The sequence below is a fragment of the Cupriavidus sp. PB-02 genome (assembly GCF_058252315.1).
The window spans coordinates 2,809,327-2,827,179 of record NZ_CM177695.1 but is presented as its reverse complement, the minus strand read 5'-3'; the positions used below and the strand labels follow the sequence as shown (position 1 = coordinate 2,827,179).

The following is a 17,853-nucleotide window of genomic DNA, read 5'->3' as shown; positions in this document are numbered from 1 at the left end:
CAAGCATCAGCGACAAACACAATCAGGAGGTGGACACCATGAACCTGCCATTCTTCAACCGGCGATTGCCGAAGCGCCTCCTCGCGGTATTGCTGTTCGGCCTGGTATCCGGCGCCGCGCTGGCCCAGGGCAGCTATCCGACGCGCCCGGTCACCATCGTCGTCCCCTTTTCCGCCGGTGGCGGCGTCGACGCCATCGCGCGCGTGCTTGCCGAGAAGCTGCGCACCGTGCTCGGACAGCCGGTGGTGGTGGAAAACAAAGGTGGCGGCAGCGGCATGATCGGTGCCCAGGCCGTGGTCAAGGCGCCCGCCGACGGCTACACCCTGCTGATGGGCTCCGCCGGCGAAACCGCCATCAACCCGTCCGTCTACAAGAGCCGCATGCAGTACGCGCCGCAGACGGACCTGCTTGCCATCAGCCTGATCGTCAAGGTGCCTAACGTCGTCGTCGTCAATCCGTCGCTGCCGTACAAGACCATCGACGAGTTGATCGCGTACGCCAGGGCGAATCCCGGCAAGGTACGCTACGGCACCAGCGGCGTGGGCAATCCGCAGCACCTCTCCGGCGAGCTGATGGCCAGGCAGGCGGGCGTGCAGCTCACCCACGTTCCCTATCGCGGCGCCTCCAACCAGTTGCTGGATGTGATCGGCGGCAATATCGAGATGACCTTCGTCAGCCTCGCCGGGGCGCGCCAGTTCATCAAGGACGGCAAGGTGCGCGCGGTGGGCATTACGTCGCAGGGCAAGAGCCCGCTGGCGCCGGAAATTCCCGCGATCTCCGATTCGGCGAGCCTGAAGGGCTATACGCTGGAAAACTGGTTTGGCCTGTTCGCGCCCAAGGGCACGCCCGCGCCGGTGGTGGCGCGCCTGAACGCCGCGGTGGCCGAATCGCTCAAGGATCCCAAGCTCGACGCCCGGCTGCGCGAACTGGGCGGCAACCCGAGCCCGTCGTCGCCGGAGCAATTCAAGGCCTTCATTCAGCAAGAGTCGGCGAAGTTCGCGCGTATCGTCGCCGACGCCAGGATTACGCCCGACAGCTGAGCCACGCGGGAGATAGAATCTGCGCGTTGTCCGCCCACGGAGGCAGCCACTGCGATGCGATACGACCTGACCAGTCTGGAAGTCTTTGTTACCGTCGCGGATGAGCAGAACCTGACGCGCGCCGCGGCGCGCCGCAACCTTGCTGTTTCCGCCGTCAGCAAGCGCATCGCCGAGCTGGAAGAAGAGGTCGGCTGTGCCCTGCTGGTGCGGTATCCGCGCGGCGTCGGGCTGACGCCCGCAGGCCAGGCCCTGCTGCACTACGCCAGGCAACTGCTGCACACGCTTCACCAGATGGAGAACGAGCTCAGCGAGTATGCCGACGGCATCAAGGGCCATGTGCGGCTGCACGCCATCAATTCGGCGCTGGTCGAGTTCCTGACGCCGGACCTGCACTCCTTCATGAAGCAGTACCCGCTGATCCGCCTGGATATCGAGGAGCATCCTGGCGGAGCGATCGTGCGCGCCATCGCCGAAGGGGCAGTGGAGGTCGGCGTGTTCTCGGCCCACACGCCGGCGCCCGGCCTGCAGGTGTTTCCATACCGTGTTGACGAGCTTGTTGTCGCTGTCCCGGAGGGACACGAGTTCGCGGGCAAGCGTCGTGTGTCCTTCTTCGAACTTGCCCAGCATGAGCTTGTCGTGCCGCACACCCAAAGCTCCGTACATGCTGTCCTCGAGCGCCAGGCCAAGGAGGACGGTGTGCAGTTGAAGCAGCGAATCCGGGTCAGCAGTTTCGACTCGATGTGCCAGCTGGTGGCTGGCGGCTTTGGTCTGGCGGTCATGCCTCGCGGCGTGCTGCGGCCGTTGGCGCGCACCCTGAAGTTGAAAGCGGTGGCAATCGATGCGGAATGGGCAACCCGGCCGCTGGTGATCGGTGTTCGCGACTACGAAGCGGTCTCGCATGCGGCCCGGGCATTCGTGGATCATCTTCGGCAGCAAGCTGGTTAAGCCTGTACAACTGACTGGCGAGGTTTCTGCTGCGCCACATGGGACTGCCCTGGCGCTGTGCCTCCGCCGGCATGGCATGACTCGATTTCCGCAGTCGGGCCCGACCCGGTGCAACGTCTTGCGACGAAGGAAAATGCGGCGTCTAATTGACTGAGCGAAAGTCGGAGGCTCCATGGCGCGCTGCACAATCTGCGGAATTGACAATGCCGAGGGCGCCAATTTTTGCGAGCAGTGCGGCGCCAGGCTGGCACGCCTCTGCGCTCGCTGCGGCCAGGCACTGAATCCGGCCGCGCGTTTCTGCAATGCCTGCGGCACGCCCGTCGGCGACTTGCCGCAAGCGTCTGCCGCGGCTCCCGTCCAATACACCCCGCCCCATCTGGCCGAGCGTATCCGTGCCGAGCAAGCCGCGCTGGAGGCCCGCGGCATGACCAGCGGCGAACGCAAGACCATCACCGTCCTGTTTGCCGATATGGCGGGTTCGACCGCCCTGATCCACGACCGCGACCCGGAAGCGGCCCTGCGCCTGATCACCCCCGTCGTCGAACTGATGATGGAGGCCGTGCACTACTACGAAGGCTATGTGGCCAAGTCCCTGGGCGACGGCATCCTGGCGCTGTTCGGCGCGCCCATTGCGCACGAGGACCATCCCCAGCGCGCGCTGTATGCCGCGCTGCGCATGCAGGAGGCGATGCGCCGGCACAGCGACCGGATCCGGCTGGAGCAAGGCATCTCGCTGCAGATCCGCGTGGGCATCCACACGGGCGAGGTGGTGGTGCGCTCGATCCGCAAGGACGACCTGCGGACCGACTATGAGCCGGTGGGGCCCACCATTCACATCGCCTCGCGGATGGAGACGATGGCCGCGCTGTCCTCGATCCTGGTGAGCGACTCGACCCATAAGCTCGCGGAGGGGTATTTCGACTTCAAGGCCCTGGGCGCGGCCCAGGTCAAAGGCGTGCCCAAGCCGCTGGAGGTCTACGAGGTGCTTGGCCTGGGCGCGCTGCGCACGCGCCTGCAAGTGGCGGCGCATCGCGGACTGGCGCGCTTCGTGGGCCGCGAGGCCGAACTGGCGGCGCTGCACGGGGCGCTGGAACTGTCCACGGCCGGCAACGGGCAGATCGTCGCCGTGGTGGGCGAGGCCGGTGTCGGCAAGTCGCGGCTGTTCCATGAGTTCAAGGCGCGTTCGCAGCGCGGTTGCCTGGTGCTGGAGACCTTCTCGGTGTCGCACGGCAAGGCCTTTGCCTATTTGCCGCTGATCGAACTGATGAGGAACTATTTCCAGATCACCGCGCAGGACGATGACCGGCGCTGCCGCGAAAAGCTCACGGGCAAGGTGCTGACGCTGGAGCGCAGCCTGGAAGGCCAGATGCCCTATCTGCTCTACCTGCTGGGCCTGGGCGAGCCTGGCTCGGCGGTGGCTGACATGGGCGCCAATCTCCGGCGCGAGTGCGCCTTCGAGGCCATCACTCGCCTGCTGGTGCGCGAGAGCCAGAACCAGCCCGTCCAGCTGGTGTTCGAGGACCTGCAATGGCTCGACAGCGAGACCGAGGCATTCCTCGCCTACATCATCGAGCGCGCGGCGGATGCGCGCATTCTCTTGCTGGTGAACTACCGGCACGAGTACCGCTGCGCCTGGGGTGGCAAGGGCAATTACACCGAATTGCGGCTCGCTCCGCTAGGGCCGGACGAGGCGCAAAGCTTGCTCAGCGCCTTGCTCGGCGATGACCCCGGCCTCGGGCCGCTCAGGCAGCTGATCCTGGAGAAGACCGAGGGCAATCCCTTCTTCATGGAGGAGGTGGTCCAGACCCTTGCCGAGGAGAATGCGCTGCTCGGCGAACCTGGCCATTACCGCATCGAGAAGACCCCTGCCGCGCTGCATATTCCAACCACCGTACAGGGCGTGCTCGCGGCGCGCATGGATCGGCTCCCCCTCGCGGAGAAGGAACTGCTGCAGACCCTGGCCGTGATCGGCAAGGAGTTCCCGCTGAGCCTGATCCGCAAGGTCACCGGGCTGGAGCAAGACCCGCTGTACGCACTGCTGGCCAGCCTGCAGGCCGGAGAGTTCATCTACGGGCGGCCTGGCTTTCCGGAGGTCGAGTACGCGTTCAAGCATGCGCTCACCCAGGAAGTCGCAGGCAACTCGCTGCTGTCGGAACAGCGCGGCACGCTGCATGAACGCACGGGGCGGGCCATCGAATCGCTCTTCCGTCATCAGCTGAAAGACCACTGCAGCGAACTGGCCCACCATTACAGCCTCAGCGGCAATACTCCGAAGGCGGTTGAATACCTGCTCTGCGCCGGGCGGCAGGCGCTTGAGCGTTCGGCACACCTCGATACCATCCGTCATCTGGGTACGGCGCTGGAACTGGTGGCACGCTTGCCCCAGACGCCAGAACGCACGCGTCAGGAAATTGCATTGCGCGTCGCGCTTGGGCCGGCGCTGATCGCCGCGAGGAGCTTTTCCTCGAACGAGGTGGAGGCCAACTACAAGCGGGCGCTGAGCTTGTGCGAGATGGAAGGCGAGACCTCGCAGCTGTTCCAGGTGAAGTTTGGCTTGCGCACGTTCTATTCCATTCGTGCGCAGCATCAAACGGCGCATGAACTCGGAGAGGCGATGCTCAGCCTGGCTGAGAACGCACAGGATCCGGTGTTGATGGGGCACGCCGAGGTCGCGCTGGGAATCACCTCTTACCTTCAGGGCGAATTCCGCGCCGCCCGGACTCACCTGGAGCAGGGGCTTGCCCACTATCAGCCCGAACAGCAGCACCTCCACGTCGGTCTTTACGGGCAGGACGCGGGGGTCCGTGGCCTCAGCTTCCTGGCACAGGTGCTGTGGCACCTGGGGTATCCGGCCCAGGCCCGCGACAAGAGCCAGGAGGCGCTGGCGTTGGCCCGTCAGCTCCCTCACCCGTTCAACCTGGCGCTCGCCCTGGTCCATTCTGCCGAAGCGCATCAGTACCGGCATGAGGTGCAACTGGTGCAAGAATGCGCCGATGCCGCCATCGCGCTCTCGACTGAACAAGGGTTCCCGTTCTGGCTGGCGTGGGCAACCGTCATCAGCGGCTGGGCGCTGGCAGAGCAGGGGCGCGAGGAGGCGGGAATCGCTCGGATGCGCGAGGGCCTGGCCGCATACCAGGCCCTGGGCGCCGAATTGGCACGGCCGCATTTTCTCGGCCTGCTGGCCACGGCGTATGCGTCCGCGGGACAGGCGCGGGCGGGACTGGATGTGCTTGCCGACGCCCTGGCCGCTGTCGCCAACACAGGCGAGCGCTACTATGAAGCGGAGCTGCATCGGCTCAAAGGCGAGCTCCTGCTGCAATGCGCGACCGCGGGCACGGAACAGGAAGCGGCGCAAGCATGCTTTCACCAGGCCATCGAGATCGCCCGCCGGCAAGGCGCGAAGTCCCTCGAGCTGCGCGCGGCGCTGAGCCTGGCCAGGCTATGGCAACAGCAGGGCAAGACGGAAGCGGCACGGCAGATACTGACGGGCCTTCAAGAGGCCTTCACGGAAGGTTTCGACTCGGCAGACTGGCAGCAGGCCAAGGCATTGCTGGATGCCTTGGCTCAGGAGGCTGGCGGCATGCCTTGAGCCGCCGATACCTGCGGGCGCGCTTCTGCCGGTCAGAGCGGGTAGAACGGGGCTTCGCCCTTGACGGTCATCCACTGCCATTGGGTGAATTCTTCCCAATTGGCGGGCCCGCCGATGCTGCTGCCGTTGCCGGAAGCGCCAACCCCGCCGAACGGGTTCACGACCTCGTCGTTGACGGTCTGGTCGTTGATGTGCAGCAGGCCCGTGCGCAGTTGCTCGCCGAGCCTGATGGCACGGCCGACGTCGCGCGAGATGATGGCGGCTGAAAGGCCGTACTCGGTGTCGTTGGCCATGCGGATCGCATCGTCGTCGCTGTCGAAGGGGACCACGACCGCCACCGGCCCGAAGATCTCCTCGCGGAACGCGGGATTGTCAGGTTGTACGCCGCTCAGCACGGTGGGCTGGAAGAACAAGCCTTCATAGCTGCCACCGGCTTCCAGCGTGGCGCCGGCCTGTTGCGCCGCCTGGACGATCCGGTAGGCATGATCCCGTTGTTGTGCGTTGATCAGCGGCCCCAGTGCCGCATCGGAACGTGCGGGGTCGCCGGCCACCAGCGTCTTTGCCTTCGTCACCAGCCGGTCCAGGAAGCGGGCGTAGATGGGGCGCTGCACCAGGATCCGTCCGGTCGCCATGCAGATCTGGCCCTGGTGCAGGTAGGCACCCCAGGCGGCATTGGCCACTGCGATGTCGAGGTCCGCGTCGTCCAGCACGATCAGCGAGTTCTTGCCGCCCAGTTCGAGCGAGACCTTCTTGAGGTTGCGCGCGGCGGCCTCGCCGACCTTGCGCCCGGCACCGGTCGAGCCGGTGAACTGGATCATGGCGACATGCGGTGAAGTGGTCAGCGCCGCGCCGGCATCCGCGCCGCCGGGCAGCACATGGAGCACGCCCCTGGGCAGGCCGGCCAGTTCGAACAGGCGCGCGATCACCAGGCCGCCGCAGACGGCGGTGCGCGGGTCCGGCTTGAGCACCACGGCATTGCCCACGGCCAGGGCCGGAGCCACCGCTCGCATGGCGAGATACAAGGGGAAATTGAACGGCGAGATGACGCCGACCACGCCAAGCGGCCTGCGGCGCGCAAGGCTGAGCCGGCCGGGCGTGGAAGGGAGCACCTCGCCCTGGCTGCGCGAAGGCAGGCCGCTGCATTCGTGCAGCAACTTGATCGTCACGGACGCTTCGAATGCCGCCTTGTTCCGTGTCGATCCGCTTTCCCTCACCAGCCAGTCGACCAGTTCTTCGAAATGGGCTTCGGCCAGGTTGGCTGCCGTACGCAACACCTTGGCACGGGCTTCATACGGCGTGGCGTACCAGGCGGGCTGGGCGCGGCTGGCGTCTGCCGCCGAGCGGCAGACCAGCTCCGCGTCCGCCAGCGCGAGCGGCCCCAGCGGGGCGCCGGTCGCGGGCTCGATAACCTCGGCGGGAGGCAGCGTCCCCGCTTGCCACTCGCCGGTATAGAGCCTGGCATGCCAGAGGTCTTTGCCAAGCAGGAGGGAGGTGTCAGTCATCGCAGTTCCTTGATCGTTCCGGGTGGATCCCGGCAGCAACGATCATCGATCAAACTGCGTCCGCAAAATTGACTGGGTTGTGCGAATCGTTTGTCTGGGTTGTGCAGGCCGCCGCGACTAGCGGCTGGTGCACGGAATCCGGTTGTCCGCGCGGGCCAGGCGGCGCTGCGCCGACGGCGTCATGCCATAACGCTGCTGGAACAGGCGGCTGAAGTGCGCGGCCGTCGAGAAGCCACAGCGCCACGCGAGTTCGCCGATACTCAGGTGCGCGAACTGCGGGGAGGCCAGCATCTGATGGGCACGTTCAAGACGTTGCGACCAGAGGTATCGCATCAGCGAGGTGTTGTCGGCTTTGAAGACCCGGTTGAGGTAGTTCACGGACAATTTCATCCCGTTTGCGATGTCGTTCGCACTCAGTCCCGCGTCGCCCAGGTGCTGCTCAAGAAATTGGTCGACGCGCAGGCGGATGGCGTCGGCCGCCCGGGTCCTGGCACAACGGTGATCTTCTCCGATGACGATATCCATCAGGCCCAGCAGATGGTTCGCAAGGCTGGCCCGGGTCCGTTCCCGGACCGCATGACCGTGCGTGCCCGCCATCCGGATCATGCCTTGTATCACCTGGGTATCCGGCAAAAGGGGATCCGGCGCGAGCCAGCCGTCGAGCTGGCAGCGAATGCCGCGCTGCCGCAAGGTGCTGCGCGGGCATGAGACCACGATCAGGTGGGTCTGGTCGTCGATCGTCTCCGTGAACGGGTTGGCGGGATCCACCACGGCGATGCTTCCCGTTTCGAAGCGCTGGCGGAACCCCCTGCGCTCCAGCGTCATGCCGCCGCTTTCCACCAGCTTGACGTAAAGCGCCGGGGCATTTGCGGGTGTGGATCGCACAGGCGTGAGCACCTGGGGGCTCATCCGCACATCCGCCACATCCATGTCATCCATGCTCTGGATGCCGACTGCCGAGACAAAGGGATTTCCGGCGGGAAGGTCACATTCCAGCCCGAAACGGTCCCTCAACAAGGCGCTCCAGCGGGAAAACGGCATGGCCGTGGCCATGCCGCCTTGCGGGGGCGTTGCTCGTGAAGTGTCCATCCGGGTAGTCTCCTGTCCCTCAACTTTGTGCGCTTTGCGACAGGTGCTGGCTGGTACTTGGCTGGCCTGCCCACCTGTCTTGCCTATGCTGAGGGCAAGCGCTTCGGAGGTAAAGCGGGAATTTCCCGATCAGGAATGGATTGCCGGGTGCGTTTGCCGCCCAGCGGAGTGCTTTCGCCGCGACGTGTTGGTCGCGGCAATGGCTGCTGCCGCGCTGGTAGTGGGGTGATCCGGACGGTCTATCTACAGTTCGTGCCGCGGCGCACCCAGCACCTGTTCGAGACACCGGATGATCTCCGTGTCCTCGAACGGCTTGCTGATAAAGCAGGCCGCTCCTGCCGCGCGGGCGCGCTGCTCATAGCGTTCCTTCTCAAATGCCGTCATGAAGATGACCGGCATCTGCAAGCCCCGCGCGCGCAGCGCCTCGCACAGCACAAAGCCGTTCATGCCAGGCATCTGCACGTCCGTGATCACGCATGCAATGCCGCCGATCGAGGGGGATTGCAGCAGTTCCTGTCCGCCCGCGTAGAGTTCCACCGCCAGGTCGAAGGAGCGCACCAGCCGGCCCATGGCGTGTCGCACGGCAGCGTCGTCGTCGACGATGGCAATCACGAGGGTGGCAGTCACGCGAATTCCTTGAGTATCCGTGCGCGATGGCGGAGGTCACGCAAGCATCAAAAATTGTGCCGCATGCCTAGCGCCAAGGTCTGTGGGTCGGCACCGGCGCGAATGCCCAGGTCGTTGATGGCGAAGTCATAGACCGCGTTGCGCTGGTTGTTGATCCGGCTGTAGTAGGCGTACAGCGCCGTGCGCCGGGACAGCGGGTAGTCGTAGCCGACCGTGAACTGCGTGGCACCCGTCTGCGCGCCGCTGCGGAAGAAGCCGATGGTGTCGGTCGACGAGCCCGTGCCGTTGGCCGCATAGGCCAGCCCGATGCGTACGCTGCCGGTTCCCGCCTGCTGCACCAGCGAGACGTAGTACGCGTTGCGCTGCAGGTCGCCGCTATCGGTGCGGTAGTGCAGGTGCTCATACACCGCGGCGATGCGCGTGCCGGCAAGCACCTGCCACGCCATGCCGGCCTTGAGCGCATCGTCGTTGCGGCCGGCGGCCTGGTAGTGCTGGTGGCGCTCCCAGGCCAGCGTTGCGTTGAGCGGCCCGCGCTCATAGACCGCGGCGACCGAGTACAGCGCTGGATTGCGCGGGACGGAGGCCTTCTCCTCGGGCAACCCCCAGCCCAGCCACAGGCTCACGCCGCGCCATTGGGGCGTGCGGTATTGCAGGATGTTCTTCTGCCGCCGGTCGAACGAGCTGGTGTTCTCGACGTTGTCCGTGCTCGACGCCGAGCCATTGCCGATCAGCGCCATGTAGCCGGCCGTGGTGGGGTAGTACGGGTCGTACCCCATCGTCGCTTCGGTGTAAGGCGTGTGCCAGTGCCCCATGAACAGCAGGCCGTAGCTGCCCTGCAGCCCGATGCGCGAGTTGCGGCTGGCGATCTGGCCCTCGCCGGTATCGAGCGACAGGTTGCTTTCGATCTGCCAGACGGCCTTCAGTGATCCGCCCAGCTCCTCTTCGCCGCGCAGGCCGAATACCGAGCGATTGTTGGTCTGGCGCACGACGCTGCCGAGGTCGGTGCCGTCGGTGGCGGTGCTGGCGCGGCTGTATTCGATGGCGGTGTTCAGGCGGCCATAGACCGTCACGCTGCTCGCCGCGAGTGCCGGCGCGCACAGCAGCGCCAGGCCGGCGCCGAGCAGCGCGAGCGAAGCCGCGTCAGTGCGCGGCATCGTCCGCGGCGGGCCTCTTGCTGGCAGCGCTCAGCGTGGGGCCGGGCGTACCGGTGATCTTCGGCATGCACTCGGCATGGAACCACGCGGCGGTGACCGGTTCGCCCGCCAGCATGCGCTTGATCGGCGGCACCACCTGTTCGCCGATCAGCATGCCGAGCAGGCCGATCAGCGCCACCACCGGCGGCGCCGGCGAGCGGACCTGCATCACGGCGTAGATGATGCCGACCAGGATGCCGGCGGCCAGGGAAACGAGGTAGAGCTTCATCGGAAGGGCTCCTGGAAAATGTCAGTGGCGGGACGGCGCCGCGGGCAGGCCGACGCCGAGCAGGTGGCGCACGCGCGGTGGTGTAGCGCCGGTATGGAAGCGCGTGACCTCGCGCTGCAGGTCAGCATCGGCATGGGGGACGCGCCGGTGCTGGCGCAGGTGTTCGGCCCACGATTCGACCAGGAACCACTCGGTCAGCAGCTCCGGATCGGCCGGGTCTTCCATCACGCCCCAGTTGAAGGCGCCGTCGCGCAGGCGTTCTTCCGAGAGCTGGTGCACCGCGCGCAGGAAGGCGTCGCGATCGTCCGCGCGCACGCAGTACTCGATCAGGATCATTACCGGGCCACGATCGTGGGCGATCTCGTCGGCGCCTTGCGGCTCGGGCCAGTGCTGCGCGGGCCCCAGGTCTTCTTCGCCGCGCGGCAGCCGCAGGCGATGCAGCAGCAGCGCCGCAACCACCAGGCCGCCCGCGGCCACCAGCAGGCCGCCGGAAATGCCCAGCGCCTGGGCAACGAAGCCCCACACCAGGCTGCCTGCCGCCATGGCGCCGTTGAACACCATCTGGTAGACCGCGAGCGCGCGCCCGCGCACCCAGTTGGGCAGGATCGCCTGCGCCACGCCGCCGAGCGTGGTCAGCGCGGTGATCCAGGCCGCGCCGAGGAACAGCAGCAGCGGTAGCGCGACCCACACCGGCGGCGCGATGCAAAGCACCGCCATCACCACCGCGGTGACGATGGCCGACAGCAGCACCAGCCCGTCGGCATCGAGCTTGCGCTGCAGGCGCGGCATCACCAGCGCGCCGAGGATCGCGCCGAGGCCGACCGCGCCCAGCAGCACGCCATACAGGCTGGCGCCGCCGTGCAGCAGCTGCTTTGCCACCAGCGGCAACAGCGCCCAGATGCTGCTGCCGAAGGCAAAGTGCACGGCGGCGCGCGCCAGCACGATATGCAGCTTGCTGTGCGCGCGGGTAAAGCGCATCCCGGCGCGGAACGCGCCGAAGAAGTGTTCGCGCAGCGGGTCGGCCTCACGCGCCGGGCGCTTCCACCACAGCAGCGCGGCGATCACGAAGACATAGCTGACGAGGTCCACGCCATACGTGGTGGCCGCGCCAAACGCCGCCAGCAGCAGGCCGCCGGCGGCGGGACCGATCGCACGGGCGATGTTGACGCCGAGCGCATTGAGCGCGACGGCGCGCTTGAGTTCCTGTTGCGACACCAGCTCCGGCACGATCGATTGCCAGGTCGGGCCCATCATCGCCGCGCCGATGCCGCCGAGAAAGGCCATGCCGATCAGGATCTCGATGGTCAGCGCCTGGCGCCAGGCCAGCACCATCAGCGTGCCGCTGACCATGGCCAGCCCGACCTGCACCGCGATCAGGAAGCGGCGGCGGTCCAGGATGTCGGACAGCACGCCGGCGGGAATTGCGAGCAGGAAGACCGGCAGTGTCGCGGCGGCCTGGATCGTGGCGACCGCGGCCGGTGAAGTGGAAAGGTCGGTGGCCAGCCAGGCGCTGGCCACGTCGCGCATGAAGCTGCCGATATTGCCGAGGATCGTCGCGGCCCACAGCACCGCGAAGGTGGCCTGCGCCAGCGGCGCGAAGGTGCCGCCGCCGGCGGGCGCGGGCGAAGGGCGGATTGCTTGCTCTGCCATGCCGGTCACCTGTCCTTTTCGGTGAGTCCCTTGCGCTCGGTGCGTTCGCGCAGGTCATGCCACGCCACCAGCAGGAAGCCGCCGACCAGGCCAAGATGCTCGAAGAAGGCATTGGCCATCATGAAGCGGGCATCGGGCGGCGCCTGCCAGAAGCGGTTGGCGACGAAGGTGGCCGCCAGCGTGAAGGCTGCCAGCGCCAGCGCGCCGAGCCAGCGGCGCCAGCCGAGCAGGATCATGGCGCAGGCGCCCAGCTCCAGCACGATGGTCGCAATCGCCATCGGCACCGCCGGCGACAGGCCGAAGTGCTGCATCTCGGCGATCGCGCCGGGGAAGTCGGCCAGCTTGACCAGCCCGCCCTGCAGGTAGGCCGCACAGAGCAGCAGCAACGCGAGCCAGCGCAACCAGCCGGGCAGCGGATGGGTGGCGCCACCAGCGGAGGCCGGCGTCAGCGAGGTAGTCGGTTCAGTCATGGCCGGGTCTCCGCATCAGGTTGAGGCTCAGAATGCCCAGCAGGAACAGCCGAGCGCGCCCCAGAACGAACTCTCGTCCGAGGTCGGCACGCCGGAGGTCCAGGCTTTGGCATGCGCGTGGCCGTGTACGCCACACGAGCTGGCGCAGCCGCAAGCAGTGTTCAGCGCCAGCTTGCGCGCCTGCGGCCGTGGCTGGTAGCCGCCGACGTGCCGCACCGGCGACCAGTCCGGCATCGCCGGCGGAATCTCGGGCGAGAGCTTGCCGAAGTCGCCATCGCCATAGACCACCTTGCCGCCGAGAATGGTCATCACCGAGGTGATGTCCTGGATCTCGTCGCCCGGCACGCTGAAGTAGTCGGCCGACAGCACCGCCAGGTCGGCGAGCTGGCCCACCTTGATCTGGCCCTTCTTGCCGACTTCCGACGAGAACCAGGTATTGGCCTCGGTCCACAGCCGCAGCGCGGTCTCGCGATCGAGCAGGTTGGCCTGCGGGTACATCGACATGCCGCCCACGGTCTTGCCGGTGGTCAGCCAGTACAGCGATACCCACGGGTTGTACGAGGCCACGCGCGTGGCGTCCGTGCCGGCGCCGACCTTGACGCCCTTCTCCAGCATCTTCTTCACCGGCGGGGTGGCTTCTGCGGCGCGCGCGCCATAGCGTTCGACGAAATACTCGCCCTGGTAGGCCATGCGGTGCTGCACGGCGATGCCGCCGCCGAGCGCGGCGATACGGTCGATATTGCGGTCGGAGATGGTCTCGGCGTGGTCGAAGAACCAGTTCAGGCCATCGAACGGGATGTCCTTGGCGACCTTCTCGTAGACGTCGAGCGAGCGCGTGATGGTCTGGTCGTAAGTCGCATGCAGGCGCCACGGCCAGCGCTTCTCGGCGAGCAGGCGGATCACGGGCTCGAGGTCGGCCTCCATCGACGGCGCCATGTCGGGGCGCTCGACGCGGAAATCCTCGAAATCCGCCGCGGTGTAGACCAGCATCTCGCCGGCGCCGTTGTGGCGGTAGAGGTCGTCGCCCTGGCCGGGCTTTACCTTCGACGTCCAGGTCTTGAAGTCGCTGAGTTCTTCCTTGGGCTTTTGCGTGAACAGGTTGTAGGCCAGCCGCACCGTGAGCTGCCCCTCCTTGTGCAGCTCCTCGATGATGCTGTAGTCCTCGGGATAGTTCTGGTAGCCGCCCCCTGCGTCGATCACGCCGGTAACGCCCAGCCGGTTGACCTCGCGCATGAAATGGCGCGTGGAGTTCTTCTGGTATTCGGGCGGCAGCTTCGGTCCCTTGGCCAGCGTGGCATAGAGGATGGTGGCGTTGGGCTTGGCCAGCAGCAGGCCGGTCGGGTTGCCGCGCGCATCGCGCAGGATCTCGCCGCCGGGCGGGTTGGGCGTGTCCTTGGTGTAGCCCACCGCGCGCAGCGCGGCGCCGTTGAGGATCGCGCGGTCGTACAGGTGGAGGATGAACACGGGCGTATCGGGCGCCACGGCGTTCAGTTCTTCCACGGTAGGCAGGCGCTTCTCGGCGAACTGATGCTCGGTGAAGCCCCCCACCACGCGCACCCACTGCGGCGCAGGGGTACGCGCGACCTGGTCCTTCAGCATGCGCATCGCATCAGCCAGCGAGCGCACCCCGTCCCAGCGCAGCTCCATGTTGTAGTTCAGGCCGCCGCGGATGATATGCATATGGCTGTCGATCAGCCCGGGAATGGCCCGCCGGCCCTTCAGGTCGACGACCTTCGTCTGCGCCCCGGCCAGCTTCATGATGTCCTGGCGCGTGTCCACGCCGACGAAGCGTCCGTCGTGGATGGCAACGGCATCCGCCTGCGGGTTGGACTTGTCGAGCGTGGCGAACTTGCCGTTGACGAGGATGAGGTCTGGTGGGGTGCTTGCCTGCATGGCGAAGATCTCCGAAGAAGCCGCCGCGCCGAGCGCGGCAGCGGAGGCGATGAATTGCCGGCGGGTGACTGACATAAGGCTTATGCGTTCAGGAAGGCCAGCAGGTCGTCATTGACCTGTTCTGCGTTGATGACGCACATGCCGTGCGAGGCGCCCGGATAGACCTTGAGCGTGGCTTTCTTCACGATCGTGGCCGACAGACGCGCCGAGTTGTCAATCGGCACGATCTGGTCGTCATCGCCATGCAGGATCAGCGCGGGCACGTCGATCTTCTGCAGGTCCTCGGTGTAGTCCACCTCCGAGAACTCCCGGATGCAGGCGTACTGGCCAACGATGCCGCCGGCCATGCCCTGCGCCCAGAACGCGTCGATGGTGCCCTGCGAGACCTTGGCGTCCGGACGGTTGAAGCCGAAGAACGGCACCGCCAGATCCTTGTAGAACTGCGAGCGGTTCTCGGCCACGCCTTTGCGGATGCCGTCGAACACATCGATCGGCAGGCCGTTGGGATAGGCCGTGGTCTTCAGCATCAGGGGCGGCACGGCGCCGATCAGCACGGCCTTGGCCACACGGCTGGTGCCATGGCGGCCGATGTAGTGCGCGACTTCGCCGCCGCCGGTGGAGTGGCCGACCAGCGTCGCGTCCTTCAGGTCGAGTGCGTCGAGCAGCGCCGCCAGGTCGTCAGCGTAGGTGTCCATGTCGTTGCCCTGCGCGGGCTGGTCCGAGCGGCCGTGGCCGCGCCGGTCATGGGCGATCACGCGGAAGCCCTGCTGCGCGAGGAACAGCATCTGCGCATCCCAGGCATCGGCATTGAGCGGCCAGCCGTGCGAGAACACGACCGGGCGGCCCGAGCCCCAGTCCTTGTAGAAGATGCGGGTGCCGTCTTTGGTGGTGACGAAGCTCATGGGAGATCCTTTCCAGGGAGAGTGGGACGACGCTGTCGAACGCTCGCTTATGTCGAACGCTCGCTTAGCAAGCTCAGCGAGATCAGCGGGCCGGCACCGGCGCGACCGACTCGTGCGGCGTCGCCGTGCGCTGCGGGGCCTTGTGGACCATGGTGTAGGCATAGTCGACACCCATGCCGTAGGCGCCCGAATGCTCCTTGACCAGCTTCATCACGGCGTCATAGGTGTCGCGGTGGGCCCAGTCGCGCTGCCATTCGAGCAGCACCTGCTGCCAGGTCACGGGCACGGCGCCGGCCTGCACCATGCGCTGCATCGCGTAGTCGTGCGCTTCCTTGCTGGTGCCGCCGGAGGCATCGGCCACCATGTAGATCTCGTAGTTGCCTTCAAGCATCGCGCACAGCGCGAAGGTGGTGTTGCAGACCTCGGTCCACAGGCCGGCGACGATGACCTTGTTGCGGCCGTTGGCCTTGAGCGCGTCGCGGACTTTCTGGTCGTCCCACGAGTTCATCGAGGTGCGCTCCAGCGTCTTCTGGTCCGGGAACACGTCGAGCAGTTCCGGATAGGTGAAGCCCGAGAATGACTCGCTCTCGACGGTGGTGATGGTCGTCGGGATATTGAAGATCTTTGCCGCCTTGGCCAGGCCGACGACATTGTTCTTCATCGCCTGGCGGTCCATCGATTGCACGCCGAACGCCATCTGCGGCTGGTGGTCGATGATGATCAGCTGGCTGTTGTGCGGGGTGAGGACTTCGAGCTTCGGATTGGACATGATGTCGTTCCTTGGGACAGGGTTGAGCGCAGGCGCGCATGAGAGGGATCGCCGGATCCGGGGGATGACCGCAGCGCAGTCCAGTGGAAGACTAGTTGGCATCGGCGCCTGCGGCCAGTCGTATGTTCGTATTAGTCGGTGCCGCCCCGGATGCGCCGGCATGGTGCGTGGGCGGCCGCAGCTTCGCGGGGGATGCGGTGGCTGGCGCGCATCCGACTAATACATTGGTATGAGTGGCCAGTGCGTCACTGCCGTGCTCAACGCGCGGTCGTTGCGGTGACGTACTTGCTGGTTATAATCGGCGTCACCGTTCCGAGCGACTGGAGATCTGACCGTGACATCCCAAAGCCTGGAGCCTGCCGACGCCAGTGCGAGCGATGACGCGATGGTGCTGGTGGTGGACGACGACGCCGCGCTGCGCCGCGCGCTGGGCAGCCTGTTTCGCTCCGTCGGCCTGAACGTGACCTTGTTCGCCTCGGCCGCTGAACTGCTGGCGTTCCCCGTGCCCGACACGCCCTGCTGCCTGGTGCTCGATGTCAGGCTGCGCGGCCCGAGCGGGCTCGACCTGCAGTCCCGCCTTGGCCAGATGGGCATCCCCATCCCGATCATCTTCATGACTGGCTACGGCGATATCGCCATGACCGTCGCGGCTATGAAGGCGGGCGCCGAAGACTTCATGCCCAAGCCGTTCCGCGACCAGGACCTGCTCGATGCGGTGGCGGCCGCGCTGGAGAAAGACCGTGTGCGTCGCGAGGGCCTGCGCCAGGTCGAAGCGCTGCGCGCCCGCCACCAGGCACTGACGCCACGTGAAACCGAGGTCATGGGCCTGGCGGTGGCGGGCCTGCTGAACAAGCAGATCGCCGCCGAGATCGGCATCAGCGAGGTGACGGTGAAGATCCACCGCGGCCAGGCCATGCGCAAGATGAAGGCGCGCACCTTCGCGGAACTGGTGCTGATGGCGCAGCAGCTCGGCATCTGCAAGGTCGGCGGCTGAGCATGCCCGGTCCCTGCGCGGACGGCAGCCCCCGCCTGGCATCGTGAACTGGGACGACGCACGCATCTTCCTCGCGCTGCAGCGCGAAGGGGCGCTGCGGCGTGCCGCGCGCGTGGCCGGCGTCGACCAGGCTACGGTCGGGCGGCGTATCGCGGCGCTCGAACATGCATTGGGCGCCACGCTGTTCCTGCGCACTTCCGAAGGCTACGTGCTGACGCCCGCCGGCGAGAGCGTGCTGCGCTCGGCGGAGAAGATGGAGCAGTTCGCCAACGACCTGGTGCGCCAGGCCCACGGCACCGACAAGCGGCTCGAGGGCGAGGTCAAGGTCACGACCACGGATACGCTGGCGATGGCATTCGTGATCCCCGCGATCGCCCGGCTGCATGCGGAGCATCCGGATGTGCACATCCAGCTCAATACCTCCACGCAGATGGTCAACCTCGCCCGGCGTGAGGCCGATATCGCCATCCGCAATATCAAGCCCGAGAACCCCGACCTGGTTGCCCGGCTGCTGGCGCGCTGGCCGATCGGCCTGTACGCGTCCGAGGACTACCTGCGCAGGCAGGGCGAGCCCGTCGATGGCGAAGGCTTTGCCGGCCACGACCTGGTGATCTACCAGCCCCACCTGGCCGCCAGCCGGGTGCCGACCCTCGTCGGCGAACCCATCCACGCCGGGCGCATCGTGTCGGGCGTCAGTTCCAGCCTGGTGCTGCGCACGCTGGTCAAGGCCGGCGTGGCGATGGGAGAGATCCCGGTGCCGCTGGCCGAGCAGGACGGGCTGGTCAGGGTGTGGCCGCGGCGCGAGCGCGGCGGCGGCTACGAGGTGTGGCTTGTCACGCACCAGGACCTGCGCCATACCGCCCGGGTGCGCGCCATGATCGACGCCGTGGTGGAGGAATTCAGCCGCCACGAAGGCCCCGCGGATTGATGCAATTTTGCATCGCAGCCATGGCAATGTGCT

The 17,853-nt window shown here is 66.7% G+C and carries 15 protein-coding genes; 5 read left to right on the top strand and 10 right to left on the bottom strand.

Annotation, left to right across the window (positions count from 1 at the left end; all coding sequences use genetic code 11):
• Positions 1-38: 38 nt before the first annotated feature.
• From AC10V3_RS33590 to AC10V3_RS33580, 3 genes are all read left to right on the top strand, one after another.
• Positions 39-1,040, top strand: coding sequence for a Bug family tripartite tricarboxylate transporter substrate binding protein (locus AC10V3_RS33590; protein WP_454753459.1), 1,002 nt, complete (start codon positions 39-41; stop codon positions 1,038-1,040).
• A gap of 54 nt (positions 1,041-1,094) precedes the next feature.
• A complete protein-coding gene (locus AC10V3_RS33585) occupies positions 1,095-1,985 on the top strand; it encodes a LysR family transcriptional regulator (RefSeq protein ID WP_454753458.1) in 891 nt (296 codons plus the stop codon).
• A gap of 172 nt (positions 1,986-2,157) precedes the next feature.
• On the top strand, positions 2,158-5,574 hold the full coding sequence (locus tag AC10V3_RS33580) for an adenylate/guanylate cyclase domain-containing protein (RefSeq protein ID WP_490923950.1): 3,417 nt from the start codon (positions 2,158-2,160) through the stop codon (positions 5,572-5,574).
• A gap of 32 nt (positions 5,575-5,606) precedes the next feature.
• On the opposite strand, the gene AC10V3_RS33575 is transcribed toward AC10V3_RS33580, so the two are convergent.
• The 10 genes from AC10V3_RS33575 to AC10V3_RS33530 form a co-directional block, all read right to left on the bottom strand.
• Positions 5,607-7,076, bottom strand: a complete 1,470-nt coding sequence (locus tag AC10V3_RS33575) for a benzaldehyde dehydrogenase (RefSeq protein ID WP_022539730.1) — start codon at positions 7,074-7,076, stop codon at positions 5,607-5,609.
• 117 nt (positions 7,077-7,193) lie between these two features.
• On the bottom strand, positions 7,194-8,165 hold the full coding sequence (locus AC10V3_RS33570; protein WP_022539729.1) for a helix-turn-helix domain-containing protein: 972 nt from the start codon (positions 8,163-8,165) through the stop codon (positions 7,194-7,196).
• Positions 8,166-8,408: 243 nt separating this feature from the next.
• On the bottom strand, positions 8,409-8,792 hold the full coding sequence (locus AC10V3_RS33565; RefSeq protein WP_022539728.1) for a response regulator transcription factor: 384 nt from the start codon (positions 8,790-8,792) through the stop codon (positions 8,409-8,411).
• 47 nt (positions 8,793-8,839) lie between these two features.
• Entirely contained in the window at positions 8,840-9,946 is a 1,107-nt protein-coding gene (locus tag AC10V3_RS33560) for a porin (RefSeq protein WP_022539727.1), read from the bottom strand.
• Positions 9,933-10,214 (bottom strand): XapX domain-containing protein, encoded by a 282-nt coding sequence (locus AC10V3_RS33555; protein ID WP_022539726.1) that lies wholly within the window; start codon positions 10,212-10,214, stop codon positions 9,933-9,935. Before AC10V3_RS33555 ends, AC10V3_RS33560 begins: the two co-directional genes overlap by 14 nt.
• 21 nt (positions 10,215-10,235) lie before the next feature.
• A complete protein-coding gene (locus AC10V3_RS33550; RefSeq protein ID WP_022539725.1) occupies positions 10,236-11,864 on the bottom strand; it encodes an MFS transporter in 1,629 nt (542 codons plus the stop codon).
• A gap of 5 nt (positions 11,865-11,869) precedes the next feature.
• Entirely contained in the window at positions 11,870-12,334 is a 465-nt protein-coding gene (locus tag AC10V3_RS33545) for a DoxX family protein (protein ID WP_022539724.1), read from the bottom strand.
• Positions 12,335-12,361: 27 nt separating this feature from the next.
• Entirely contained in the window at positions 12,362-14,302 is a 1,941-nt protein-coding gene (locus tag AC10V3_RS33540; RefSeq protein WP_490923949.1) for an amidohydrolase, read from the bottom strand.
• 5 nt (positions 14,303-14,307) lie between these two features.
• Entirely contained in the window at positions 14,308-15,129 is an 822-nt protein-coding gene (locus AC10V3_RS33535) for an alpha/beta fold hydrolase (RefSeq protein ID WP_490923948.1), read from the bottom strand.
• Between the two features lie 82 nt (positions 15,130-15,211).
• On the bottom strand, positions 15,212-15,898 hold the full coding sequence (locus AC10V3_RS33530) for a hydrolase (protein WP_022539721.1): 687 nt from the start codon (positions 15,896-15,898) through the stop codon (positions 15,212-15,214).
• Positions 15,899-16,232: 334 nt separating this feature from the next.
• Here AC10V3_RS33530 and AC10V3_RS33525 point away from each other — a divergent pair, with 334 nt between their 5' ends.
• Together AC10V3_RS33525 and AC10V3_RS33520 are read left to right on the top strand one after the other, a co-directional pair.
• On the top strand, positions 16,233-16,892 hold the full coding sequence (locus AC10V3_RS33525; protein ID WP_454753451.1) for a response regulator transcription factor: 660 nt from the start codon (positions 16,233-16,235) through the stop codon (positions 16,890-16,892).
• Positions 16,893-16,935: 43 nt separating this feature from the next.
• A complete protein-coding gene (locus AC10V3_RS33520) occupies positions 16,936-17,820 on the top strand; it encodes a LysR family transcriptional regulator (RefSeq protein ID WP_490923947.1) in 885 nt (294 codons plus the stop codon).
• The last annotated feature ends 33 nt before the right edge of the window (positions 17,821-17,853 follow it).

Excerpts from the sequence above, each read along its gene's own strand:
- AC10V3_RS33560 (WP_022539727.1), bottom strand. The coding sequence starts at position 9,946 with ATGCCGCGCACTGACGCGGCTTCGCTCGCGCTGCTCGGCGCCGGCCTG.
- AC10V3_RS33590 (WP_454753459.1), top strand. The coding sequence starts at position 39 with ATGAACCTGCCATTCTTCAACCGGCGATTGCCGAAGCGCCTCCTCGCG.
- AC10V3_RS33545 (WP_022539724.1), bottom strand. The coding sequence starts at position 12,334 with ATGACTGAACCGACTACCTCGCTGACGCCGGCCTCCGCTGGTGGCGCC.
- AC10V3_RS33575 (WP_022539730.1), bottom strand. The coding sequence starts at position 7,076 with ATGACTGACACCTCCCTCCTGCTTGGCAAAGACCTCTGGCATGCCAGG.
- AC10V3_RS33540 (WP_490923949.1), bottom strand. The coding sequence starts at position 14,302 with ATGTCAGTCACCCGCCGGCAATTCATCGCCTCCGCTGCCGCGCTCGGC.
- AC10V3_RS33580 (WP_490923950.1), top strand. The coding sequence starts at position 2,158 with ATGGCGCGCTGCACAATCTGCGGAATTGACAATGCCGAGGGCGCCAAT.
- AC10V3_RS33530 (WP_022539721.1), bottom strand. The coding sequence starts at position 15,898 with ATGTCCAATCCGAAGCTCGAAGTCCTCACCCCGCACAACAGCCAGCTG.
- AC10V3_RS33555 (WP_022539726.1), bottom strand. The coding sequence starts at position 10,214 with ATGAAGCTCTACCTCGTTTCCCTGGCCGCCGGCATCCTGGTCGGCATC.
- AC10V3_RS33570 (WP_022539729.1), bottom strand. The coding sequence starts at position 8,165 with ATGGACACTTCACGAGCAACGCCCCCGCAAGGCGGCATGGCCACGGCC.
- AC10V3_RS33550 (WP_022539725.1), bottom strand. The coding sequence starts at position 11,864 with ATGGCAGAGCAAGCAATCCGCCCTTCGCCCGCGCCCGCCGGCGGCGGC.
- AC10V3_RS33535 (WP_490923948.1), bottom strand. The coding sequence starts at position 15,129 with ATGAGCTTCGTCACCACCAAAGACGGCACCCGCATCTTCTACAAGGAC.
- AC10V3_RS33585 (WP_454753458.1), top strand. The coding sequence starts at position 1,095 with ATGCGATACGACCTGACCAGTCTGGAAGTCTTTGTTACCGTCGCGGAT.